The organism is Streptomyces sp. NPDC048255 (genome assembly GCF_040652415.1).
In the GTDB taxonomy this organism is placed as follows: domain Bacteria; phylum Actinomycetota; class Actinomycetes; order Streptomycetales; family Streptomycetaceae; genus Streptomyces.
Genome location: NZ_JBEZMA010000045.1, coordinates 1 through 22,981, shown reverse-complemented (window position 1 = coordinate 22,981; position 22,981 = coordinate 1). Strand labels below are relative to the sequence as shown.

The window sequence follows — 22,981 nt, the reverse complement described above, 5'->3', positions numbered from 1 at the left end:
GCAGCACATCCACGTTCTTCACCCTGGGGGGTTTGCCATGCCCGTACGCCGTCGCATGACCGCGATCGCCTCGGTCACCGCCGTAGCCGCTGCCGCTGCCGGCGCCACCGTGGCCATCGGAGGGGACAACCGCCGCTCCATCGGCCTCACGGGCGTCACCGGCACCCGCACCCGCATCGCCCCCCACCACGACTTTCAACTGACCAGCACCGGCCCGCGCCGCGCTCCCCACACGAACTTCCGAGGAATCCCCATGTCTCTCACCTTCTCCCGCCGTGTCCTGACCTCCGCGACCGGCCTGGCCCTGGCCGCCTCCGGTCTGGTCGCCTTCGCCGCCTCGCCCTCCCACGCGGCAAGCCCCGCCTACCAGATGCCGTTCAGCTGCGACCAGCAGTGGACGGGCAGGACCTACGACGGACACACCCCCGGCCCCGTGGCGATCGACTGGACGAGGTCGGCCGGCACGGTCAACCAGCCGGTCCTCGCCAGTGCCGAGGGCACGGTCAGCGTCGCGAAGACGCTGTCCGGGAGCTACGGCAAGTACGTGGTCATCGACCACGGCGGCGGCGCGAGCACGCTCTACGCCCACCTCAACGACTACGAAGTCTCCGTCGGCCAGCGCGTCACCCGAGGCCAGAAGATCGGCATCGTCGGCAGCACCGGAAACTCGACCGGCGCCCACCTGCACTACGAGCAGAAGCTCAACGGCTACGTCAAGCAGTCCGTCTTCAACGGGGTCCCGTTCAGCATGGGTTCGACACTGGCCAGCAAGAACTGCGGCCAGGCCCCGGAGGTGCCGCCGCTGGAGACCGGCTGGCGGGCCCAGGTCGCGGTCCAGACCGGCAGCTCGGTCTTCCACGGCATCCGGTCTTCCGACCGCAGGTGGACCGGCTTCGCGAACGTCGCGGGTGCGACCGGCGAGGTTCCCTCGGGCGCACGGGAGGTGGCGGAGGCCGGGGTCAACGGTGACAACCACCTGCTGGCCGTGGGCAACGACGGCAAGCTGTACCACACGATCCGCTTCACCGACCGCTCCTGGGCGGGCTACGGGGACGTCACGCAGGCGGCCGGCGCCCCGGGCACCATCACCCAGGCCACGGCGGTCTCGGTGGGCGCGGACCTGTACGTCGCCGTCGTCGCCGACGGGGTGGTCCACTACACCGTCCGCTTCCCCGACGGCACCTGGAAGCCCTTCGTCTCCCTCGGGAGCCCGGGCGGCGCGCCCACCACGAAGGTGGTCCTGGCCCGGACCGGCACGGACGTCCAGTTCGTCGCCGTGGCCGGAGGCGTCCTCCAGCACACCGTCCGCAAGGCTGACGGATCGTTCTCGGCCTGGGGCGACGCCTCGGCCGAGGCCGGTCTGACGGGCGTCGAGGACGTGGCCGTCGCCGGCACCGGCAGCGACCTCCAGCTGGTCGCCACCGCCGCCGGGGGCACCAAGCAGTACCACGGCATCCGGTTCGGCACCGGGCACTGGCAGTCGTTCCGCGACCTCTCCGAGGTCATCTCCGGGGTGACCGTCACGGACGTCGCCGCGGCCGCCGTCGACGGCGAGCTCCAGGTCGGGTTCGTGGCCACCGACGGCCGGGTCCTGCACACCATCCGGCACGCCGGCGCCAGCTGGGACGCCGCGGCTGCCCTGGACCTGGCCGGCGTCCCCGCGAACCGCACCGGCATCGCCATCACGGGCACCTACAACTGAGCAGGAGCCGCATGGGGCCGCGGGCCCGGGACGGTCACCGTCCCGGGCCCGCGAGCCGTGTCCCTACGCCGCTGCTCGGGCGGTGGCCCGCCCCACGATGTCCTTCACGTCGGGCCCTAGAAGATGGCGAGCACGCGCTGTGAGCCGACCTCCGCCAGGGCCTTCCAGTAGTCGGTGGTCTTCTTGGGAGCCTGGTCGACCTTGTTGGTGGGGATGTGGAAGCGGATGTACTTGTCGCCCTTGAAAGCGTAGGCCCACTCGTCGTCCCAGCGGACGATCGCATCGATGCCGCTGCCGAAACCCGCCTCCTTGAACCCCGGCCAGTACGAGGCGATCGACTTCGGGAAGCCCTCGTCGACCTTGTCGGTTTCGAGGTTGTACCGCACGTACTCCAGGCCCTTGAAGAGGTAGGCGGTCTTCTCGTCCCACCACAGGGCGGCGTCGATCCCCCTGTCGAAGCCCGCGGCCTTCAGGCCCGGCCAGTACGAGGAGATCGCCTTCGGGAAGCCCTCGTCGACCGACTGCGTTGCCAGCGTGCACCGCAGGTAGGAGTCGCCGTGCAGGAAGTAGACCTTGTCCGTCTTCTCCAGATAGAGCGAGGGAATGCTCAAGCCCGACGACACCGCCTTCTCGAGCCACCTCTTCTGCTCAGGGGTGCTCTTCCACGCCTCCGAGAAGACCTTGGTGAAGTCCTTGACGAGCTTGTCCGTCTTCGCTTCCCACTTCGCGAACAGCGCCGTGGGGTTGCCATCCTTGCCGATCCCGATGGGAATGACGTCGCTGACGTCGATGGAGTAGCGGTAGACGACGGCGTGGTTGCTCGATCCGAGTGGCATGCCAGATCTCCTGTGGGTTGTCGCCGTGCTCTCACGACGGAGCGAGAGCGGTCTCCAGGAGGCCAGACCGAAACTCCGGCCTGGCACCGGAGACCCGAGCAGAGCACAGGCCGTCGCTGCGGCACGGACAGTGATCGTTTCTGCACCGGCACGCCTCACCCGTACGGGCCCGGACCCAGACCTGGTGGGGGTACGTGATCCGGCGGAACAGGCACACCGCCGATACTCGCTTGCGCACCGTCGTCACGCAGGTCGACGTCGTCCGACACCGTACGAAGGCAGAGAAGATGACCACGCAGACCCACGACGTCGACTCGACACCGAGCAAACCGAACCACACAGCACGAGCTGACACCGCCAGACATGAACAGCGCGAACAGCCCCCTCCCACTCGGGCAGGCCCGCGGCGCTGTCACGCCGTCAGCGCCGCCTCCGCCTCCGCCAGCTCCTTCTCCGGGTCGGCCGTCCGGGACAGTACGTCCAGGTCGTCCCGGCTGTAGCGGGCTCGCACATCGTCTTCCCAGCGTGCGGCGGCGGTCCGCAAGGGTTCCACGGCTTCCGCGTGGCGGCCGAGCCGGTGGAGGACGAGTCCGTAGTACCCCGCGGCCTCCGTCCTGTACGCGGAGTCGCCTCCTTGTTCCCAGGCCATGTGGAGAAACGGTTCTGCCTCGGCGTACGCCCCGCGCTGGGCCTTCAGTTTGCCCGCGAGCATGGCGTTCAGCGGGGACCCGCCACCGGCCGCGCGCACATACCAGCGCTCGGCCTCCTGGTAGTCCCGGTGGTGCTCGGACAGCCACCCCATGTGGTTGCACGCGTCGTGGTGGCCCGCCTCGGCGGCCGTCCGGTACCACTGGTCGCGCAACGTGGGCCTGCGCAGCGCGCCGTACAGCTCCGCGAGGTCGTACGCCGCCTGCGGGTCCCCGGCCAGCGCGGCGGGTTCGATCCAGCGGACCAGATGGCGGTCGTCCGCGCCGCCCCAGTCGCCGAGGATCTTCCCGTACGCGTACGAGGCGTGCACGTCGCCCGCCTCGGCCCGCTCGCGCAGCCCGGGGAGCCGGCGCAGGTCCTTGCCGGGGCCGACGCCGCCGCCCGCGCGGATCGCGGCGATCCGGGCGAGCTGCTCGACGACGTCCTCGTCGTCCTCGCCGACCTCCCGGAACCAGCGTTCGGCTTCCTCGTACCGCCGCTGCCGCTTGCAGAGGAGTCCGAGGTTCCACTGGGCCGGCTGAAGCCCGTGGGCGGCCGCGAGGCCGTACCAGTGCTCGGCGTCGCCGAGGTCGCCGCGCTGCTCGTGCAGTACGCCGAGTACGTACGCGGCGCCTTCGTAGCCATCCTCGTGGGCCTGGAGCAGCAGTCCGCGGGCCTCGGGCCAGGACGCCTCGCCGCCGGTCTCCGTCAGGAATTCCTCGGCTTCTCGTTCGTCGTTCAGGGCTGGGATCTCGGTATCCCGGCGTGGATCACCCTGCCGCTGCCCGCCGCGGCCGCCGTGCTCGCGGTGTGGGGAGGCGCCCGGGAGGGCCGGGAGGACGGCATCCTCCAAGAGATCCTTGCCGACAACCTCGCACCGGGCGAGGTCGTGCTGAGCTTCTGTTCAGTGCGGCCTTCGCCCAGTGACCCCTCGATGCCCGATGTCTGGGACGAGTGCGAGCTGAGGGTGACCAACCACCGGCTCCTCCTGTGGCAGGGCACGACACTGCTGTGGAGCAGGCCCTGGAGCGAGCTGCACCTGACCGCCGACGGGGACGACCAGGTGACCGTGCACGGCCAGGAAGGGCCCATCGTCGGACTGACGCTGCAGAAGCCGACGATGCCAGAGGAACTCGTACTCGCCGCCGTCCGCTTGAAGGCTCGCGCAGCCCACTGAAACCGGACCTCACCGCACCGGAACGGCGGCCGTCAGCCGCCCGGGTCCTGCCCGAGCAGTTGCGCCCCGGGCCCGGGAGTGCCTGGACGATCCGTCGGAGGCGGGCCGGGCGCCGGGGCGTGTCCAGGGGTCAGTCGGACGTCTGACGCAGGACCAGACTGACGAAGCCCCAGGTGTCCCGGTAGACGCGCAGCCATTCGGTACGGCGGGCCGTGGCCGTCTCAAGCACCTGCGAGCTGTCCGGGTCGGCGGGGTGGTCCAGGGCCCATGAGGCCAACGAGCCCCAGCAGGCCCACTCGTAGTCGTCCAGTTCACGGCGCGTGCTGACATGCCCGTGGACGGGAGTCCACCCGTCGGCGACGACGCGGTCCAGGGTGGTCGCCAGGTCGGTGAAGTCCCCGAGCATCTCGATGGCCTCCTGTGACGGCTCACGTTCCCAGAAGCCCTCACCGATCAGGACGCGTCCGCCCGGAGCCAGGTGCTTGCGCGCCGCCGCGAGGGTGGGCAGCAGGCCGCCGAATGCATGCGCGGCCCCGACGCTGAGTACCAGGTCGAATGGATGCGCGGAACGGAAGTCCTCGGCCCCCTCGTGGTGCAGCGCAAGGCGCGATTCGACGCCCAGACGGCTCGCGGCCTCGCGCGCCTGCCCAAGGGCGTCCTCGGAAATGTCGACGCCCTCGGCGTGCAGGTGCGGGTGCGCGGTCAGGGCGCGCAGAAGCCATTCCCCGCTGCCGCAACCCAGGTCGAGTACCCTCTCGTCGCCACGCGGAACGCCATGTTCCAGCAGGTGTCGCACCGAGTCGTCGTCGAGCGGAGCCTTGATCGGGTGATTGACATGGGCGAGCCTGGAGATCTGTTCACGGTTCACCGGCGCATTTTGACAGCACAGGAAGTCGTACGCACGTCGTTTTTTCTGCGGACTGATCGTCTGTCAGACCATCGTCGAACCACAGGTATTGACGATTACTCACCGCAGCAGGGCGGCACGTCCTACACGTTCGGGCACAGGGCGGGAATGTCGGTGATGAGGTCACGCCGGGATGCGAAGGCTGTCCATGTCCTTGCCGGAGGCCTTGATGTAGCACGGCGACGCCGTATCGAAGTATTCGTGCCTGGCCGGAGGGCGCAGTCACCGGCGCTCAGGGGTAGTTGGCCACCGCGGCCTTAGCCGAGGAACTCGCGAGCTCCACGAAGCCTGGTCCGCAACCGCCCCTGCGTTGCGGAGCTGTCGAGGCGTACGTCGAGGGCCCTGGGCAGGGAGGTGTCAGCTCGCCGCCCGGCGGGCAGACGACCGCCGTCAAGCCCTTGGCGCCGGGCGATGAGCACACCGAGGTCGTAACGACTCAGGGCGTCCGGCCCCGCGAGGTGGAACACACCAGCCGCTTCGGACAGCGCGATCTCCCACAAGCCGGCGGCCAGGTCTTCGACATGCACCGGGCAGCGGATGTCGTCGGTGAACAAGGCCCCGTCGCGGGTGCCCTGCGCCAGGGCATGGACCAAGCGCTCATGCTCTGATCGGCCGTGTCCGATGATCAGCGAGGTGCGGGCCACGGCGCCGCCCGGCACCAGGTGCCGAACCGCTGTCTCGCCTGCAGCCTTCGCCGCGCCGTACGGGGTGACCGGATCGGGCAGGCACGTCTCGTCGTACCGGAGGCGCGCACCGGAGAAGACAGCGTCGCTGGAGACGTGCAGCAGGCGGCAGCCCTGCTCGACGGCGGCCAGCGCCACGCGGACCGCCCCGTCGGCGGTGACCGCCCAGTCGGACTGGCCGCTCGAGGCGTTGACCACGACCGACGGGGCCACGTCGGCAATCACCCTGGCGACACGCGCAGGGTCCCGCACGTCGAGTGGATGCCAGGCGACACCCGGGGCCGTGCCCGGCCGGGACGCGAACGTCGCTGCCGTCCTGTGCCCCGCCGCGGTGGCCTGCCGGATCAGTTCCGTGCCCAGGAAACCGCTGCCCCCGATGATCAGAACCGTCATGGACCGACACGGTAGCGACTTCGCGGACGAGCACGGAAGCGACTTCGCGGTCGAGGATGTCGCCCTAATTGTGGACGTCCGCCCAGCCGCCGGGCAGGGTGCTGTGCTTCAGCAGGACGGCGCCACTGGGTTCCGGTGGCTCGGGTCACCATGCGGCGATGACCGGCGCGTCGGGTTCGTGCTGCCGCCAGGCCTCGTTGAGGCGCGCGAGCCGGTCCGCGGCGGCGATGCCGTGCAGGGACGTGACCTTGCCGTCGCTGATTTCGAACGCCACGGCGCCCACGACCCGGCCGTCGACCACGGCGAGGACGGCCGGGGAGCCGTTGACCAGCGCGATATGCATCGCGGGCGAGCCGCCGGCCAGCCGCCGCTTCGCCGGCGTGGGCTTGAAGCCGGCCCGCACGTAGGAGGCGACCCGCTCGCGCGTCCGGTACCGCAACAGCCTCTTGCCCAGTCCGGCGCCGTCCGAGACCGCCGTCACGTCGGCGGTGAGCAGCGCCACCAGCCGTTCGGTGCGCCCCGACGTGGCGGCGGCCAGGAACTCCTCGACGACCCGGCGCGCGGACGTGGGGTCGGCCTCGGCGCCGCGGCGGCGCTCCGCGGCGATCCGGATCCGGGCCCGGTGGACATGCTGCTGGCTCGCGGACTCGGTGATGTCGAGGATCCCGGCGATCTCGGCGTGGCTGTACGAGAAGGCCTCACGCAGGACGTAGACCGCCCGCTCGGCCGGCGAGAGGCGCTCCAAGAGAGTCAGTACGGCCAAGGACACCGATTCGCGCTGCTCGAAGGTGTCGGCCGGGCCGAGCATCGGATCGCCCTCGAGGAGCGGCTCGGGCAGCCAGGCGCCGGCCGCTCGCTCGTGGCGCGCCTGCGCCGAGCGGAGCCGGTCGAGGCAGAGATTGGTGACGACCTTGGTCAGCCACGCTTCCGGCACCTCGACCCGTTCGCGGTCCGCGGCCTGCCAGCGCAGGAACGTGTCCTGCACGGCGTCCTCGGCGTCGGCGGCCGAGCCGAGCAGACGGTACGCGAGCGAGGCCAGCCGCCCCCGGCTGGCCTCGAACCGATCGATGGCTGCGCTGTCCATGCGGATCACCCTATGCGGCGACCTTCGCACCGGCCCGGTCAGGGGCGGTGGCCAGGCGGCGCTTGCGCTTCGGCATGCCGAAGGTCGGGTGGGCGATGCCGAACCCGGCACCGTTGAGCACGCCCGCCTTGAGCCGCGCGGCGGCCTTGCCGCCCAGGTACCAGGACTTCGACCGGGCGCCCCCGTCCACCATCTGGAAGATCGCGTCCCGCCGCCCGAGGCTGATGTGGTTGCCGTAGTACTTCAGCCCGACGGTCGGGACCTCGCCGCCTGTCAGGCGCGCGATGATCGCGGCGGTCGCCTGCATGCTGGTGAAGCCGGCCGAGGCGCAGGACATCGGCAGCGGCCTGCCGTTCTCGCCGATCGCGTAGGCGCAGTCACCGGCGGCGTAGACGTCCGGGTGCGAGACCGAGCGCATGGTGCGGTCGACGACGATCTGGCCGGTCTCGGCGACCTCCAGGCCGCCGGCAGCCGCGATGGGGTGCACGGCGAACCCGGCCGACCACACGGTCACGTCGGCCGGGATGGGCGTACCGTCGGCGGCGATCGCCCGTGTCGCCTCGACGGTTTCGATGCCGGTGTGCTCGTGGACGGTGATGCCGAGCCGGTCGAAGGCCTGGCGCAGGTGACGGCGGGCCTTCGGGGAGAGCCAGGCGCCCAGCTCGCCGCGGGCGGCGAGCGCGACCGAGAGGTCGGGCCGGGACTCGGCGAACTCAGCGGCGGTCTCGATGCCGGTCAGCCCCTCACCGACGACCAGTACGGTGCCGCCCTCCCCCAGGCCGGCCAGGCGCTCGCGCAGACGCAGCGCCGAGGACCGGCCGGCCACGTCGAAGGCGTACTCGGCCACGCCGGGGACGCCATGGTGGGCCACGGAGCTGCCGAGCGCGTAGAGGAGCGTGTCGTACGCGAGTTCGCCGTCGCCGTCCTCGCCGGTCACGGCGACGGTCCTGCGCTCGGGGTCGACGCCGGTGACGCGCGCCAGGCGCAGCCGCACCCCGGTGCCCGCGAATACGTCGGCGAGCCTACGGGACGCGAGGTCCTGGCCGATCGCGAGCTGGTGGAGCCGCATCCGCTCGACGAAGTCGGGTGCGGCGTTGACGACGGTGATCTCGGTGTCGGCGGGGGAAAGCCGGCGGGCCAGGTTCCCGGCGGCGAAGGCCCCGGCGTATCCGGCGCCGAGTACGACGATGCGGTGCTTCATGGCGTTGCTCCTGTCTCGTTCGCGTGCCCCTTGAACGAGACGGCGCCCCGATTGCTGACAGGTGCCGGTTGTGACGCGGGTCACCGACCTGAGACGGGCGGCTGAGTCTCCGACAGACGCTCGGGCCCGTCTTGGGCCGCTGGAGACGGCCCGAACTCAAAGCTCCGCGTCAGGACGGCGCGAGGACGCAGAACTCGTGGCCCTCCGGGTCGGCCAGGCACGTCCACCGGACGTCGCCCTGGCCGAGGTCGAGGTCGGTGGCGCCGAGGGCCCGCAGCCGGGCCACCTCGGCCGCCTTGTCGTCACCGGGGTACGGCAGCAGGTCAAGATGGACGCGGTCCGGCACGGTCTTCGCGTCGGGTGTGCGGATGAACTCGAGATACGGGCCGACACCCTTGGCGGAGCGCAGCACCGCCTGATCGTCGGTCACCTCGTGCAGGGTCCAGTCCACCGCCTCGCCCCAGAACCGGGCCATGGCCCGCGGATCCGCGCAGTCGACCACCACCGCGGCGATCGGCCCGGTGTCCCGGTAGATCTCCCGGGGCTCCAGCACGCAGAACTCGTTGCCCTCCGGGTCGGCGAGGACCGTCCAGGGCACGTCGCCCTGGCCCACCTGGGCCGGCGTCGCACCGAGAGCCCGGAGGCGTGCGACCAACTCCGCCTGATGGGCCGCAGAAGTGGTGGCGAGATCGAGGTGCACACGGTTCTTTGCTGCTGTCTTGGCCTCCGGGACGGTCACCACGTCGACGCAGACGGCGACCGGGTCAGGCCAGACGAAACCGCCGAGGGGTTCGACGTTGGTCACGCCGGGTCCCTCACTGGAAACGCCCCAGCCGAGCGCCTCCGCCCAGAACCGTCCGACCGCCGAGTCGTCAAGAGCCTTTATGTTCACCTGAACAGGTCGCAGTGCCATGCCGGCGATCCTACGCAACCGCTCAGCAGAGACAGCCGTACCGTCGCCAAAAAGAGATCGACTCGCTCACCAGCGGCGGGACCATCTCACTGCCGGCTTGCGCCAGTTCCTCGATGCCGGGGACGCCGTGTATCGCGGGCGTATCGAAAATCGCATACGGCACTGCAACGGCCCTCCGTCTCCCATGGGGGCATGAACCACAACGCATCCCTGCCAGCACCGCACCGCCGCACGCGCAGGATCGTGCTCCTCAGCCTGGCGGTCCTCGGCACGGCGAGCGCCTTGTTCGTCGTGCGGGGGCCGCTCATGATGTCCGCTCCGAGGTGCATGGCCGGGCGGTGGCACGGCTGCTTCGATACGTTCAACGGTGTGGTGCTCATGACATTGGTCGCGCTGCCACTGGCGGCGCTGGTGGTGTGGGCCCTGGCGCGCCGTCGGCGTGCCGCCGGCGTCACATCGGCGTGGCGGATGTCGCTGGCCGAGGTGGGCATGGTCCACGGGACGGTGCCGTTCGTATGGATGACCATGATGCCGGGCGCCGGGGCCGGCATCATCCCCGGCCGGGTGAGCCTGGTACCGCTGCGGGACCTGATCACGATGGGGCCGCTCGGCATCGTCGGCAACCTGCTGGTCTTCGCGGCGCTGGGGTTCTTCGCCCCGATGCGGTTCGCGGCGCTGGCGTCCGTGCCGCGGATCCTGGCGCTCGGGGCGGGCTGCTCGGTCCTGGTCGAGGCCGCGCAGTACGTCCTGCGGCTGGACCGGGTGTCCTCCGTGGACGACGTACTGGTCAACGCCGCCGGCGCCGTGCTGGCCGCGCTGGCGTCGCGCCGCTGGTGGCGCACTACGGCGGCAGCGCCGCCGGAGCGGCCTCGCCCCGCGCTGGCACCGGCAGGCTGAGTCGCGCGTCCGGTGTGCACACGCCTCGGCACACGCCTTGGCACCCGCCTCGGCATACGTCGGCGATATGTTGTGCCGCTTAGGCTTCAGCCATGCGCGTACTGATCGTGGAGGACGAGCCCTACCTGGCGGAAGCCGTCCGTGACGGTCTGCGGCTGGAGGCGATCGCCGCCGACATCGCCGGCGACGGCGACACCGCCCTGGAACTGCTCAGCGTCAACTCCTACGACCTCGCGGTCCTCGACCGTGACATCCCCGGCCCCTCCGGCGACGAGGTCGCCCGGCGCATCGTCGCCTCCGGCAGCGGCATCCCGATCCTCATGCTCACCGCTGCCGACCGGATCGACGACAAGGCTTCCGGGTTCGAGCTCGGCGCCGACGACTACCTCACCAAACCGTTCGAGCTGCGGGAGCTCGTCCTGCGGCTGAGGGCGCTCGACCGCAGACGCGCGTACGCCCGGCCCCCGGTCCGCGAGATCGCGGGCCTGCGGCTCGACCCCTTCCGCCGGGAGGTCTTCCGCGACGGACGCTACGTCGCGCTCACCCGCAAACAGTTCGCCGTGCTGGAAGTCCTCGTCGCCGCCGAGGGCGGGGTCCTCAGCGCCGAAGAGCTGCTGGAACGGGCCTGGGACGAGAACGTCGACCCCCTCACCAACGCCGTGCGCATCACCGTCTCCGCACTGCGCAAACGGCTCGGCGAACCATGGATCATCGCCACGGTGCCCGGTGTCGGCTACCGGATCGACACGCAACCAGAGGCCGGAGACGAGAGCGGGAACCGTGGCTAGAGCGCCTGGGTTGAGCGTTCGCTCCAAGCTCACCCTCAGCTACGCCGGATTCCTCATGGTTGCCGGCGTCCTGCTGCTCGCCGCGGTGTGGGTGTTCCTCCTGCGCTACGTCCCCGAGCGGGCGACGCTCATCGTCCCCTCCGGCGCCCCCACCCATGGCGTCTTCCCCATCCGGTCCAACCTCCTGCGCGTCTTCGCGCCGAGGGCAGCCGCAGTCCTGGCGTTCCTGCTGGTGCTCGGCCTCGTAGGAGGATGGATCCTCGCCGGCCGGATGCTCGCACCTCTCACACGGATCACGGATGCGGCACGGACGGCCGGGAAGCGGTCCCTGTCCCACCGGATCCGCATGAAGGGCCGCCAGGACGAATTCCGTGAACTCTCCGACGCCTTCGACTCGATGCTCGAACAGCTCGAGTCCCACGTCGCCGAGCAGCAGCGGTTCGCCGCGAACGCCTCCCACGAACTGCGCACCCCGCTGGCAATCTCCAAGGCACTCCTCGACGTCGCGCGCGAGGACCCCACGCGGGACCGGGGCGAACTCATCGAACGCCTGCACGCTGTCAATACGCGGGCGATCGACCTCACCGAGGCCCTCCTGCTGCTCAGCCGCGGCGACCGCGGGAGCTTCACCCGCGAGAGCGTAGACCTCTCCCTCATCGCCGAAGAAGCCGCCGAAACGCTGCTTCCCCTCGCCGAACAGCGCAGGATCACGCTCGACGTCACCGGCGGGGCGGCCCGGACCAGCGGCTCCGCGGAGCTTCTGCTGCGGATGGTGACGAACCTCGTCCAGAACGCCATCGTCCACAACCTCCCCGCCGGCGGCACCGTGACGGTCCACACGGAGCCGCACGGCGACACGAGCGTGCTGCGGGTCGAGAACACGGGCCATCCGGTCCCACCGGAACTGGTACCGACCCTCACCGAACCCTTCCAGCGCGGAACGGAACGCGTACGCACCGACGAGCACGCCGGCGTAGGCCTGGGGCTGGCCATCGTGCACAGCATCGTCCGCGCCCACGACGGGACCCTCGACCTCGTCCCCCGCCCCGCCGGCGGCCTCGTCGTCACGGTCCGGCTTCCCTGCACGCCGTAGGCACCGTCCCAGGGGGCAGGGATCTCGGGGGCGATGGCCACGCCCCGGGGCTCTGGGGAGAACTGCCGGGCGGGACTTCGGCAGACGGGCGTGGACAGGGCGTCAGCTGAGGAATGCCGCAGTGGCCGCGACGAACCGGTCGGCGTCGTCGAGCCAGGGGTAGTGACCTGCTCCTGGCTGCAAGGCGAGCGTGGCACCGGGGAAGAGCGCCGCGAGTTCGGCCATCGCCGGAGGGGGGCTGTTCAGGTCGAACTCCCCCGCGAGCACCAGGACGGGGATCTCGCAAGCACCGAGGGCCGCTCGCGTCGCCTCCGGGTCGAAGGCGCCGTCAGCCCCGAAGAGAGCGACGGCCTCCTGGTTGCTCGGCCGGGAGCTCACGTGGTGCTTGCGCGCCGCGGTGTCCCACCGGCCGTAGAAGAAGGGATTGAGGGCTTCCCAGTCGGTGCCTGTGCCCTGGGTGATCGCCTCCAGGGCGGCGAACGCGGCCGGGAACCAGGGCTCGTCCGCCCGGCGCTGCGCGAGCTCTCGTCGCGTCTCCCCGGTGATGGGGATGCCAACCGCCCGGGTACCGGCAGTGATCAGGGCGAGCTTGCTGACGCTGTTCGGGTACCGGACCGCGTACTGGATCGCCAGGTTCGCGCCGGCGGAGTGGCCGAGCAGATCCATCCGTGGGAGGCCGAGGTGTTCACGCAGGGCCTCGACGTCGTCGACCAGGTGGTCGCAGCGGTAGGAGGAGGCGTCCTCGGGAATCGCGGACCGGCCGGTGCCGCGAAGGTCCAGGAAGATCAGACGGCGGTGCGCGGACAGGCCACCGAGGTCACCGAGGTAGAGCGAGTCCGCGGGACCTCCCGGCAGGCAGACGACGGGGTCCCCGTCGCCGTGTGTGCGGTAGGCGAGCTGGGTTCCGTCGGGCGCGGTGAAGGTAGGCATGAAGCCGGATCCTGTCAGCCATAACCAGGTTGTACAACCTGGTTATGGCTGGAGGGTGCGCTGGTGTATAACCGAGTTATGGACGGCGGAGCGAACACGCATCAGCAGCCCGAGACGCTGACCGAGCAACAGGCCGAGCGGATGCTCGCCGGAATGAACGAGGTCATCCGCGCCGGCGAGGAGATGCGGAGGCTTCGCGCCGAGATGGTCAAGCTGTTCATCGGCTTCGGCTGGACCCAGGACAAAATCGCCCAGCTCACGGAGATGAGTCAGCCTGCCGTGTCCAAGCAGGTGAAGAAGTGCAGGGCCGAGGGACCACAGGCTGCGATGGGACTCGCCCTCCACCAGTACGACGTGCCGTGGCTGGAAGGGCGTCTGTGGGGCCTTGCCGAGGAGATCTCAGAGGCCTGCGACACCGCTCGTTGCACGCGCTACGTCAACGCCGTCGCCCGCGGCAAGAAGCGCTTCACACCCCAGAACGTGGACGAGTTGCGGCGCCTCGTGGAGGAGGACCTGGCACTCCACCAGGAGGAACTCCCCCGCGCCTACCAGGCTGCGTACGACGAGATCAGCCGCGGCCTCGACGTCCCCTCCAACGCCACACCCCCTGCACCAGCCTCAGTACGCCGCGCCCTCGCCTACCAGGTCCAGCGCGACCGGCTCAGGAACGACGCCTGACCCCCCAGCCCTCGCCCACGAACGAGCCCGTCACGCAGAACGGTCGGCTGAAACCCGTCGCCTGCCCGTCGTCCGCTTGAAGGTCTGGAGGAGGGACGGGCGTACTGCGCGGCGGGCGACCCGTCAGCCGGTGGCGCCCGGCGCGCGGAAGCGTCCGGCGTGTTCGGCCGCCCACTGGGCGAACGTGCGCGCTGGGCGGCCGGTGACCCGCTCGACGGTGTCGACCACGGTCGTGGCGTCATCGCTGGGGTCGGCGTACCAGCCGACGACGTACTCGGCGTCCGCCCGGGACACACCGGTGGCCGTCAGCCGGTCGAGGGCCTGCTCGTGCGTGATCGGGACGAAGCCGATGTCGCGGCCGATCTCCCGGGACAGGATCGCGATCCGTTCCCGCGGGGTCAGTGATTCAGGGCCGGTGAGGTTGTAGGAACGCCCCGCATGGCCGTCGTCGAGCAGTGCGACCGCCGCCACAGCCCCGATGTCGGCCTCGTGGACGAGCGCGCTGGGATGGTCGTACGGCTCTCGTACGACTCCCTCCGACCCGACGGAATCGATCCAGGTCAACGTGTTGGACATGAACTCCTGCGGTTCCAGGCGCGTCCACTCCACACCCGAGTCCGCCACGGCCTTTTCGACCGGCCCCACCCAGCCGCCCCACACCACGGTGATGCGCCGCACCCCCGCGTCCACCGCCCGCCGCACCAACTCGGGCCCGGTCTCGGCGAGTCCCGCCGTCACCGTGATGTGTAACCGGCTGACGCCCGCGAGGGCGGCATCCAGCCCCTCAGGTGCCGTGTGCGTACCCGCCGCCAGCTCCACCCCGGCCGGAAACCTGCCCGCGGCCGCAGCCGGATCCCGCGTCAGTGCCCGTACGTGCTCTCCTCGGCGGACCAGCTCCGCCACGACGTGCCGGCCGGTGTTCCCGGTGGCACCCGTAACCAGTGTCGTCACGGTCGAACCCCTCTCGTCCCTGACGACGCTAGAACCTCAACCCTGCTTGAGGTCAAGAATCCCCCGGGGTCCTGCCCTCCGTCGGTCTCGCCCTGTCCCTGCGCGCGGACGTGACCTCGCGATGCTCAGAGGTCCAGGATGATGGCGTAGGCGAGGAAGAACAGTGCGCAGACCAGGGCCAGCAGGACGATCAGCACGAGGGGCCCCTTGGCCCAACCGCGGGAGAGGGGCCGGTACGGACCCGCTCCGGAACCGGTACTCGACTCACCGGGCGGCGTCTCCCCCGGTGGCACGCCACCCTGAGCTCCCGGAGACGGCTGCCGGTCTGGGTCTGGGACGGGTGCGGACATGATGTTCAGCTCCTTACGAGCACCCCGGCGCAGCTGGAAGCCGAGCCCGGCATGAAGCAGGTCCGGAAGCCGGGATGCCCAGCCCCTACCCGCCGCCGGGCATCCCACTCCCGCCACCAAGGGGCCCGCCGCATCTTTCGGGTGCGCCGGCCTCCCTCCTCGTTCGGCCGGACCACCCGGTCCTCGCGCTGCGGCGGTCCCAGGAACGGGATCAGTGGCCGAGGGCGTTCTTGAGCTGCTGCTTCGTCATGGTCGAGCGGCCTTCGATGCCACGCTTCTTCGCTTCCTGGTAGAGGTCGTCCTTGGTGCGCTCGGAGGAACTGCCGGCTCCTCGGGACTTCTCACCGCCTCGCTGCGAGGCGGACTTGCCCTGGGTGGAGCTGCGACTGGCGGTCTTGCTCTCGCCCGAACGCGCGCGTTCCTTGTTCACGGTGCGGGAAGCCATCTCCTTCGCGCGCCCCTCGGACATGCCGCGCTTCTCACCGGATTCCTTGATGTGCTCGTACTGACGCTCGCGCTTGCCACTGGAACCTCTGGGCATGATCCAACCCTTCTCGATGCTGTCGTGCCACCGTCATGGTGTACGCGCCGGAAGGACCACGCATCTTTACGCCGCCAGGCGAGGCCCACCCTGTAGGGACCCGGCGCCGGGCGGCGTGCGCGTCATCTCGCACTCAGCCCTGCGGGGGCTGGATCGCTTCGTGTACTGCGGCGTGTGCGGAGGGCTGCGCCGGGCGTCCGTCGTTCAGCCGACCTGCGCTGCGATGGTTCGCGCACACACCAGGGACTCGGCATGCGTGGTGTCCACCTCCAGGTCGTAGATCACGCCCTCGTGAACCACCTGCGCCTGCGCGGCGGCCATTCCCTGGACCCGGTCTCCCCGTGCGACCTCACGGCCTGCGGCGACCGCACTCTCGCACCTGACGCCGACCCACAGCACGGCCAATCCGCCAAGAGCCTTCTGCCACCGCTGCTGGGACTCCGCTCCGCCGAGAAAGACGTCATCGATGATGACCCTGGCGCCTGCACGGGCCATCGCCACGACGCCCTCCATCCAGGCTGCCTCCAGCGCCCGGAAGTCAGCCCCGACGCTCACCGCGCCGTCCGCGTCGAACTCGATCCCGTCATCCGACGTCTGCATCTTCGCGGGCATCGCGTCGATGAGCGAATCGACCCCGAACGCCAGCCACAGATCCGGCAGTACGGCCTGTAGGCACCGCACGATCCCGGACTTCCCTGAGCTGGAACCGCCGTTGAGAATGATCATCTGAGTCGTCACGGCGCCACAGTAGGCCGCCCACCGCACGGCACGAACCGAATATCGTCGTCTCGGCGAACGGGCCCTCGGACGCTCCCCCGGTGGACTGACCGACCAGCAAGATCCACCTCGCCTGCGACGGACGCGGCCGCCGTACGGCGGAGCCAACACCCGTGCGGAGTGGACCGATACGAACCAAGGAGCCGAAACCCCTGTCTGACTGCGGCTCCGGATGGCAGTCTCTACTCCTCGGAAACGTTGTCCTGGGGGGGTCATACGTGATGGAGCCGGGTACGGGGATGGGCCTGCGGGGCCGCAGCGGCATCCTGTCGCTGGTCGACGCATGCCTGAAGGAGAACCCGGCGGCCGAGCGGCCCCTGACCATGCTCCTCGGCCCGGCGGGCAGCGGAGCCAGCGAGGCGCACAGCGCGCTCATGGAGCACTTCGGGCCCGACTACCCCTTCGCCTTCGTCAACTTCGGCGGGGCCCAGTCCCTCCTGCCGCGCTACGCCCTCGGACTCCTGGCCCGCCAGCTCGAACGCAAACTGCCCCGCTACGGCCGCTCCCACTTCCCCCTGCTCAGCCTCGGCCTCCTCGCCTCCGACCAAGAGCTGCGCATGCGCAGCCTCGCCGAGGGCCGCCGCGCGGTGCAGCGCCAGCTCGACCGGTTCCAGGAGGAGAACGAGGCCCGGCACGGCGACTACCTGGCCGCCTTCTTCGAAGTGGGCATGGGCGCGGTCGGCATGCCCGAAGGCGCCTCCACCGCCGCCCTCACCCTCTTCCAGGACGCACTGCGGCGCGGCCGCCGCACCATGCCCGGCCTGCTCGGCGGCAGGCTGGGCAGCCGGCTCACCGCCGGGGCCCAGTGGTACGGACGCCATCCCATGACCCGCAGCGCGGACCCCTGGGAAGCTCTCGTGGAGCTCAACCTCTGGCGCCACGAGGGCGACGAGAACGAACAGGAGCGGCTCGACCGCGTCCTCTTCTCGGCCTTCCTGGAGGACCTCAGGCGCAATACCGCCCGCAACTTCATGCCCCGCTCCTACCTGCTGCTCCTCGACAACTCCCACACCGAGTACGGCCGCCGCTTCCTCGACCTGCTGCTCCGCTCCCGGCACGACGAGACGGTCGTGGCCGGCCACGCCAGCGACCCGCTGACCGTCGTCGCCAGCTCCAACCGCTGGCTGCCCCGCTGGGGCCCGGCCACCGGGGACTCCTGGCCCTGGCAGCTGCGCGGCCCCGACCGGGCCTCCCTGCCCGACTGGCACGCCCACCGGCCGACCCGCGACAGCGAGGACACCTGGTGGTACCCGTTACGCCTGCGCGACCTCAACCTGGACGAGGTGCGGATCCGGATCGAGCTCCAGCTCGGCGGGAGCAGCGACCTGGCGCCGCTGACCCGCCTCACCCCGTTCGTGCACCGGCTCACCGGAGGACTGCCGCGCGCCGTCCACCAGGTGCTCGACGTACTGCGCCAGGCCGGGTCGCCCCCGGACTCGGGCCCCCAGCAGGACCGCTGGCTTCGCACCCTGCCCGACCGGCCGCTGCGCACCGGGGAGGACTCCGCCACCCTCGCCGACGTGGCCCTGGGCCACCTCCTGCGCGACTTCACCGGGACCCAGCGCGCCGCCCTCGCCGAATGCGCCGCCGCCCGGGACTTCTCCGTCGCCACACGGCTGCTCAGCTCCGACGACTCGCTGTTCGGCGCCATCCGCTCCCGCTGGCTGCTGACCGGACCCGTAGCCGTCGTTCCCGTACTCCACCCCTGGCTGCGCCGGCTGCTCCTGTGGCGGCTGGCCGCACGCCCTGAGGGTTGGGACGCCGCGCACGAACTCCTCGCGGAGTACTACCGCGGTGAGGGCAAGCCGGTGCAGGAGATGTACCACCAGCTCGCCTGCGGGCGGACCGAGGAGGTCACCGCCCATCTGACACGGCGCTTCACCGCCGTTCCGGCCGCGCAGTGGATCTCCGAGTTCGACGCGATCACCGCCGCGCCGAACCGCCTTCCCTCCGACAGCGGACCGCTGGAACTCCTCGCCGGGCTCGTCCCGGGCCGGGCCGTGCGCGTGATGGACACCGAGTCCGTGATCCACACCCTGGTGACCACCCGCTGGGTGTGGAGCGATCCGCTCGCCGACCCCGCCATGCGGCTCAACGACATGATCGCCGACGGCTACACCCAGCTGTCCCAACTGCGGAGGAACGACATCGTGGCCCTGTTCAACGAGGCGGAGCGGTACCGTCACTGGCGCGATCCCCAGACCGCGGGCTGGGAGGGCTGAGCGCGTGCCCAGACTCGAATGGCCCCTGCACGTCGTACGCCGTGTCGCCCTTGCCACCGCGGCCGCCGTCGCTCTGGTCGCAGCGCTCTGGCTGGGTGTCGGCTGGCTGCAGGAACGCCAGGCCAGATGCGCCGACGGGGTCGTCGAACGGGGGCCGGCGGACGAGTGCGTCGGAGTGACCGACGGCTCGCACGTCTTCGCACCGCACCTCGACGCCGTCAGCAGGAAGATCGAGGAGGAGAACCGCCGGGTCCTGGCCAACGCGGACAAGGAACCGTACGTCAGCGTCGCCTACTTCACCTCCTTCACCACCACCGCCGAGGACAGCAACTCCGCCGAGGGCGTCCGCCACGAGCTCCAGGGCGCTTACCTCGCCCAGTACCGGCACAACCAGGGCGACCTCACCGCCACCCCAAAGATCCGCCTGCTGATAGCCAACCCGGGCACCAGGTCCACTCAGTGGAAGCACACCGTCGACGAGCTGATCGCTCGCAAGGACTCCCCGGACCGGCTCGTCGCGGTGGCCGGCCTCGGCCCCAGCACCAACGAGAACCTCGCGGCCATAAAGCGCCTCTCCGAACACGGTATCGCCATGGTCGGCGCGACCATGACCGCCACGAACATCCAGGCCATCAACGGCTTCGTCCGGGTCGCTCCCACCAACGAGGACGAGGCGTACGCGGCCGCCGGATACCTCAAACGGCGCGGCGTCGCCACCGCCGTCGTCATCCAGGACGTGGCGGAGGGAAACCTCTACGCCTCCACCCTCGGCACCGCCTTCACCAAGGCCTTCCAGGACGGCGCCAAGCACCGGCTCGTCGCCGAGCGCATGACCTACGACTCATCCGTCAGCAGCGCATGGCAGAACGAACTGCGCTACATGCCGGGGCAGTTGTGTCAGCAGCGCCCCCAGCTCGTGTACTTCGCGGGCCGCGGCCAACACCTCACCCGCTTCCTCGACGCGCTCTCCAACCGCAGCTGCACCGACCAGCAGTTCACCGTGTTCGCCGGGGACGACACGACCAACCTGAACGCGCAGCAGCTCGCCCACGCCGCCGAGACGGGCATCGAGGTGCTCTACACCGGGCTCTCCCACCCCGACATGTACCGCTCGGCGCCGCAGGCGGTGTCCGCGCCGTCCGCGAAGAACTTCCAGCCGGGCGGGCTGCTTGACCAGTGGTTCCCGCACGACCCCCGTGAGGACGGCGGGGCCCTGATGGGCCACGACGCGGTTCTCACCGCGGCCCACGGCATCCAGATGGCCGCCCGCTGGCAGGGTCAGGTCGTCGGCGACGCGGTGGCCCGGATGTTCCACCAGATGGACGGCACCCAGCAGGTGGCCGGGGCCAGCGGGTTCATCTCCTTCCAGAACAACGGCAATCCGCGCAACAAGGCCGTACCGATCCTGCGCCTCAACGGCAAGGGCCAGGTCGAGTTCGTAGAGGTGTCCGCGGCGGAGGGCAAGCCACCGCAGGAACAGTGACGCGGCGGGCCCGGGACACAGCCGCATGAGGACGGCGACCGGAACACAGCCGGGTACCCGACTCATGCGGCTACCGGGCCGGATCGTCGCGCGGGCTCAGTACGGCGCCTGGTCCGACCGAGGCCGTGCTCGGGGCCTCGGCTCAGGCCGCCTTCCGGCACCTGAGCCCGCTGAGGCGGGCCGTGCGCCCAGTCCGGCTGCCCGCCCGCCCGCCGTACGAGCGCTACAGGGGCGCCACGGACTCGGCGCCGTCGCCCGCGACCCGGCGCCGGACCTGGTCCTCCTGGGCGAGACGCCGCAGCAGCTCGAACACCGGGGCGCAGATCGCGAAGACGATGACCGCCCGCTCGGCCAGAGCGACCGGGTCGTCGAGGCCGACCGCCCGCTCCAGGTCCAGCCGGGCCACCGACTCGGCCAGCCTCGCGTAGGCGGCGAGCTCGCCCGGGGCGTACTGCGCGTCCAGCCGCCGGAGCTCCTTCAGCGCCGCCGTCAGCCCCTTCACGTGCGGTGACGTGCCGGGCGCCTGCCAGTCCAGGGCCGCGAGCAGCTCCGCCACCTCGGCCCCGGCGGTCGCATCGGCCCCGGCTTCCTCCTCGTGGCCCGCGGCACGCTGGGCCGCCAGCGGCACCGGAAGGGCGTAGCTGACCGCTCCGAGGGCGCCCTCGGAGCTGTGGGCCTGGTCGATGGCCCCGAGCACGTCACGGGTGGCCGCGATGGACAGGCCGCCGAGCGTGGTCAGTGCCTTGACCAGCCGCAGCCGCTGCGCGTGCTCCTCCCCGTACTCGGCCAGGGTCGCGGCGGTCGCCCGCCCTGCGGGCAGCAGCCCCTGCCGCAGGAAGTACTTGATGCTGGCGACCGGCACGCCGGTCCGCTTGCTGAGCTCCGAGATCTTCATGCGGCTTCCCTTCCGGCCACGCCTCCGGTATCCGTCCGCGGCGATTCGACACCACAACTGGATACTGCCACTATCCAGTAGTTGGATACCTTAAGTATCCAGCTCAGAACGCAGCCGCACCGGAGTATCGATGTCTCACCCCACGCCACCCTCCGTGCTCCGCCGACCCCAGCTGTGGATCGGAACGGGACTCATCGCCGCAGTGGTCTCGATGATGTTCGCCCTGCTCTACGTCGGTGGCAACGTCGACCCCAGGGGCAACCTGCGCGACCTGCCCGTGGCCCTGGTCAACAGCGACAGCGGCGCCGACGTCAACGGCAGCCGCGTCAACCTGGGCGAGCAGGTCGTCTCGGGGATCCAGAAGGCCGCCAAGGGTGACAAGAGCATCGACTGGCAGGTCGTCAGCCGCAAGGAGGCCGACAAGCGGCTGGGCCGGGGCAAGGTGTTCGGCGCCCTCGTCATCCCCGAGGACTTCACCGCCACCGTGACCGGGCTCACCGCCCCACAGCCCGCGCCCCAGGGCAAGGCCGCGCCGCCGACCCTGACCGTGCTGACCAACCAGGCCGCCGGCAGCATCGGCTCCTCCATGTCCTCCCAGGCTGCCCAGAAGGCCGCCCACACCGCCTCCGCCCAGCTCGGCCAGGAACTCCTCAAGCAGGCCGGGTCCCAGAAGACCCCGCTCCCGACGGCCGCCCAGCTCAAGCTGGCCGACCCGGTGACCGTGAACGTCGCCGAAGGCCACCCCGTCGGCTCCCGCAGCGCCATGGGCCTGAGCGCCTTCTACTACGCACTGGTCCTCGTCGTCTGCGGCATGCTCGGCGCCAACGTGGTCAACTCGCAGGTCGACACCGCGCTCGGCTACCTGCACACCGATTTCGGCCCCTTCCGCAAGCGCGAACCCGTCCAGCACACCAGCCGCGTCCGCACCCTGGCCATCGGCATGGCGCTCATGCTCGGCCTGTCCCTGGTCATGGGCACCCTGGTCGAGGTCGCCACGGTCGGCATCCTCGACATGGACGCCTCCCACCTCGGCCTGCTGTGGCTCTACTCGGTCGCCACCATCGCGGTCGTCGGCATCGGCAGCCTGGCCCTGTTCGCCGCCTTCGGCACCCCCGGCATGCTGCTGGCCACCATCGTCTTCATCGCGATGGCCGTCCCCTCCTCCGGCGCCACCGTGCCTGTCCAAGCGCTGCCCGGGTTCTTCCGCGCCCTCGCCGAGTTCGAGCCGCTGCGCCAGATCACCGAGGGGCTGCGCTCCCTGCTCTACTACGGGGCCCAGGCCGACGCGGGCCTGACCCGGGCATGGGCTTCGATGGGTGTCGCTCTGGTCGCCGCGCTGGTCTTCGGCTTCGCCGTCGCCCACCTCTACGACCGCAGGGGCCTGCACCGCATCCCCCGCCCCGACGCCGAGACCGGGCCGTCCGCGATCCCCGCCGAGACCCCTGAGCACCCGGAGTCTCCCGAATCGGCAGCGCCCGCCACGGCCTGAGCCGACGCGCAGGAGCGGAGGGTCGAGGGCCAGGCAGCCCGGCCGTGTGGCGCGTACGGGCCGGGACACCTCCCCGGCCCCTGCTGCCAGGAGCTCGCCGACCCTTCCGCGCCGGCTCCGCTACGCGGGGGAGGTCGCAGTAGCTCGGCGGCCGTGTACGCAAAGACGCCCGGCCGGGGATTCCCGGCCGGGCGTTTTCGTGTGTGTGTTGCCGCTGGTGGTTTAGTACCAGTGGTTGTTCTGCCAGAAGTTCCAGGCGCCGACGGGGCTGCCGTAGCGCTCGTTCATGTAGTCCAGGCCCCAC

The 22,981-nt window shown here is 70.7% G+C and carries 22 protein-coding genes and 1 pseudogene; 9 read left to right on the top strand and 14 right to left on the bottom strand.

Going from position 1 to position 22,981, the window contains the following annotated elements; translation table 11 throughout:
* Positions 1-37 precede the first annotated feature (37 nt).
* The gene (locus AB0D94_RS27945; RefSeq protein ID WP_362056862.1) at positions 38-1,702 is read left to right on the top strand and encodes a peptidoglycan DD-metalloendopeptidase family protein; all 1,665 of its coding nucleotides are present in this window, start codon (positions 38-40) and stop codon (positions 1,700-1,702) included.
* Between the two features lie 116 nt (positions 1,703-1,818).
* Here AB0D94_RS27945 and AB0D94_RS27940 read toward each other — a convergent pair whose 3' ends face one another.
* Positions 1,819-2,538 (bottom strand): hemopexin repeat-containing protein, encoded by a 720-nt coding sequence (locus AB0D94_RS27940; protein WP_362056859.1) that lies wholly within the window; start codon positions 2,536-2,538, stop codon positions 1,819-1,821.
* Between the two features lie 412 nt (positions 2,539-2,950).
* Positions 2,951-4,078: a hypothetical protein gene (locus AB0D94_RS27935; RefSeq protein ID WP_362056856.1), complete on the bottom strand. Its 1,128-nt coding sequence runs from the start codon at positions 4,076-4,078 to the stop codon at positions 2,951-2,953.
* Between the two features lie 81 nt (positions 4,079-4,159).
* Here AB0D94_RS27935 and AB0D94_RS27930 point away from each other — a divergent pair, with 81 nt between their 5' ends.
* Positions 4,160-4,402, top strand: coding sequence for a hypothetical protein (locus tag AB0D94_RS27930; RefSeq protein WP_362056853.1), 243 nt, complete (start codon positions 4,160-4,162; stop codon positions 4,400-4,402).
* 130 nt (positions 4,403-4,532) lie between these two features.
* Here AB0D94_RS27930 and AB0D94_RS27925 read toward each other — a convergent pair whose 3' ends face one another.
* From AB0D94_RS27925 to AB0D94_RS27905, 5 genes are all read right to left on the bottom strand, one after another.
* On the bottom strand, positions 4,533-5,270 hold the full coding sequence (locus tag AB0D94_RS27925; protein ID WP_362056849.1) for a class I SAM-dependent methyltransferase: 738 nt from the start codon (positions 5,268-5,270) through the stop codon (positions 4,533-4,535).
* 296 nt (positions 5,271-5,566) lie between these two features.
* Positions 5,567-6,385, bottom strand: a complete 819-nt coding sequence (locus AB0D94_RS27920) for a sugar nucleotide-binding protein (protein WP_362056846.1) — start codon at positions 6,383-6,385, stop codon at positions 5,567-5,569.
* A gap of 145 nt (positions 6,386-6,530) precedes the next feature.
* Positions 6,531-7,469 (bottom strand): sigma-70 family RNA polymerase sigma factor, encoded by a 939-nt coding sequence (locus AB0D94_RS27915; protein WP_362056843.1) that lies wholly within the window; start codon positions 7,467-7,469, stop codon positions 6,531-6,533.
* Positions 7,470-7,479: 10 nt separating this feature from the next.
* Positions 7,480-8,670: an FAD-dependent oxidoreductase gene (locus tag AB0D94_RS27910; protein ID WP_362056840.1), complete on the bottom strand. Its 1,191-nt coding sequence runs from the start codon at positions 8,668-8,670 to the stop codon at positions 7,480-7,482.
* A gap of 169 nt (positions 8,671-8,839) precedes the next feature.
* Positions 8,840-9,583 carry a VOC family protein gene (locus AB0D94_RS27905; RefSeq protein WP_362056837.1) on the bottom strand — a complete coding sequence of 248 codons (744 nt, stop codon included), beginning with the start codon at positions 9,581-9,583 and terminating at the stop codon, positions 8,840-8,842.
* A 192-nt stretch (positions 9,584-9,775) separates the two neighbouring features.
* On the opposite strand from AB0D94_RS27905, the gene AB0D94_RS27900 reads away from it, so the two are divergent.
* The 3 genes from AB0D94_RS27900 to AB0D94_RS27890 all read left to right on the top strand — a co-directional run bounded on the left by AB0D94_RS27900 (position 9,776) and on the right by AB0D94_RS27890 (position 12,361).
* A complete protein-coding gene (locus AB0D94_RS27900; protein WP_362056834.1) occupies positions 9,776-10,480 on the top strand; it encodes a VanZ family protein in 705 nt (234 codons plus the stop codon).
* A gap of 92 nt (positions 10,481-10,572) precedes the next feature.
* Positions 10,573-11,268, top strand: a complete 696-nt coding sequence (locus tag AB0D94_RS27895; protein ID WP_362056831.1) for a response regulator transcription factor — start codon at positions 10,573-10,575, stop codon at positions 11,266-11,268.
* Positions 11,261-12,361: a HAMP domain-containing sensor histidine kinase gene (locus tag AB0D94_RS27890; protein ID WP_362056828.1), complete on the top strand. Its 1,101-nt coding sequence runs from the start codon at positions 11,261-11,263 to the stop codon at positions 12,359-12,361. Before AB0D94_RS27895 ends, AB0D94_RS27890 begins: the two co-directional genes overlap by 8 nt.
* A gap of 102 nt (positions 12,362-12,463) precedes the next feature.
* Here the strand turns inward: AB0D94_RS27890 and AB0D94_RS27885 are convergent, their stop codons facing one another.
* The gene (locus tag AB0D94_RS27885; protein ID WP_362056825.1) at positions 12,464-13,291 is read right to left on the bottom strand and encodes an alpha/beta hydrolase; all 828 of its coding nucleotides are present in this window, start codon (positions 13,289-13,291) and stop codon (positions 12,464-12,466) included.
* A gap of 78 nt (positions 13,292-13,369) precedes the next feature.
* Between AB0D94_RS27885 and AB0D94_RS27880 the strand changes: the two genes are divergently transcribed.
* Positions 13,370-13,969, top strand: a complete 600-nt coding sequence (locus AB0D94_RS27880) for a sigma-70 family RNA polymerase sigma factor (RefSeq protein ID WP_362056822.1) — start codon at positions 13,370-13,372, stop codon at positions 13,967-13,969.
* 123 nt (positions 13,970-14,092) lie between these two features.
* Here the strand turns inward: AB0D94_RS27880 and AB0D94_RS27875 are convergent, their stop codons facing one another.
* The 4 genes from AB0D94_RS27875 to cpt form a co-directional block, all read right to left on the bottom strand.
* Complete coding sequence (locus AB0D94_RS27875; RefSeq protein WP_362056819.1) at positions 14,093-14,920, bottom strand: NmrA family NAD(P)-binding protein; 828 nt, start codon at positions 14,918-14,920, stop codon at positions 14,093-14,095.
* A gap of 125 nt (positions 14,921-15,045) precedes the next feature.
* Entirely contained in the window at positions 15,046-15,270 is a 225-nt protein-coding gene (locus tag AB0D94_RS27870) for a DUF6480 family protein (protein WP_362056816.1), read from the bottom strand.
* 211 nt (positions 15,271-15,481) lie between these two features.
* Positions 15,482-15,811 carry a plasmid stabilization protein gene (locus tag AB0D94_RS27865; protein WP_362056813.1) on the bottom strand — a complete coding sequence of 110 codons (330 nt, stop codon included), beginning with the start codon at positions 15,809-15,811 and terminating at the stop codon, positions 15,482-15,484.
* 204 nt (positions 15,812-16,015) lie between these two features.
* Positions 16,016-16,537 carry a chloramphenicol phosphotransferase CPT gene (gene cpt, locus AB0D94_RS27860; protein WP_362056960.1) on the bottom strand — a complete coding sequence of 174 codons (522 nt, stop codon included), beginning with the start codon at positions 16,535-16,537 and terminating at the stop codon, positions 16,016-16,018.
* A gap of 272 nt (positions 16,538-16,809) precedes the next feature.
* Between cpt and AB0D94_RS27855 the strand changes: the two genes are divergently transcribed.
* Positions 16,810-18,810 (top strand): hypothetical protein, encoded by a 2,001-nt coding sequence (locus tag AB0D94_RS27855; protein WP_362056810.1) that lies wholly within the window; start codon positions 16,810-16,812, stop codon positions 18,808-18,810.
* Positions 18,811-18,814: 4 nt separating this feature from the next.
* Positions 18,815-20,293, top strand: coding sequence for a branched-chain amino acid ABC transporter substrate-binding protein (locus tag AB0D94_RS27850; protein ID WP_362056807.1), 1,479 nt, complete (start codon positions 18,815-18,817; stop codon positions 20,291-20,293).
* A gap of 223 nt (positions 20,294-20,516) precedes the next feature.
* Here AB0D94_RS27850 and AB0D94_RS27845 read toward each other — a convergent pair whose 3' ends face one another.
* Positions 20,517-21,188, bottom strand: coding sequence for a MerR family transcriptional regulator (locus tag AB0D94_RS27845; RefSeq protein WP_362056804.1), 672 nt, complete (start codon positions 21,186-21,188; stop codon positions 20,517-20,519).
* Between the two features lie 130 nt (positions 21,189-21,318).
* Between AB0D94_RS27845 and AB0D94_RS27840 the strand changes: the two genes are divergently transcribed.
* Positions 21,319-22,677: a YhgE/Pip family protein gene (locus AB0D94_RS27840; protein ID WP_362056801.1), complete on the top strand. Its 1,359-nt coding sequence runs from the start codon at positions 21,319-21,321 to the stop codon at positions 22,675-22,677.
* A 222-nt stretch (positions 22,678-22,899) separates the two neighbouring features.
* Here AB0D94_RS27840 and AB0D94_RS27835 read toward each other — a convergent pair.
* Positions 22,900-22,981, bottom strand: a pseudogene (locus AB0D94_RS27835) (lytic transglycosylase domain-containing protein); the annotation flags it as partial.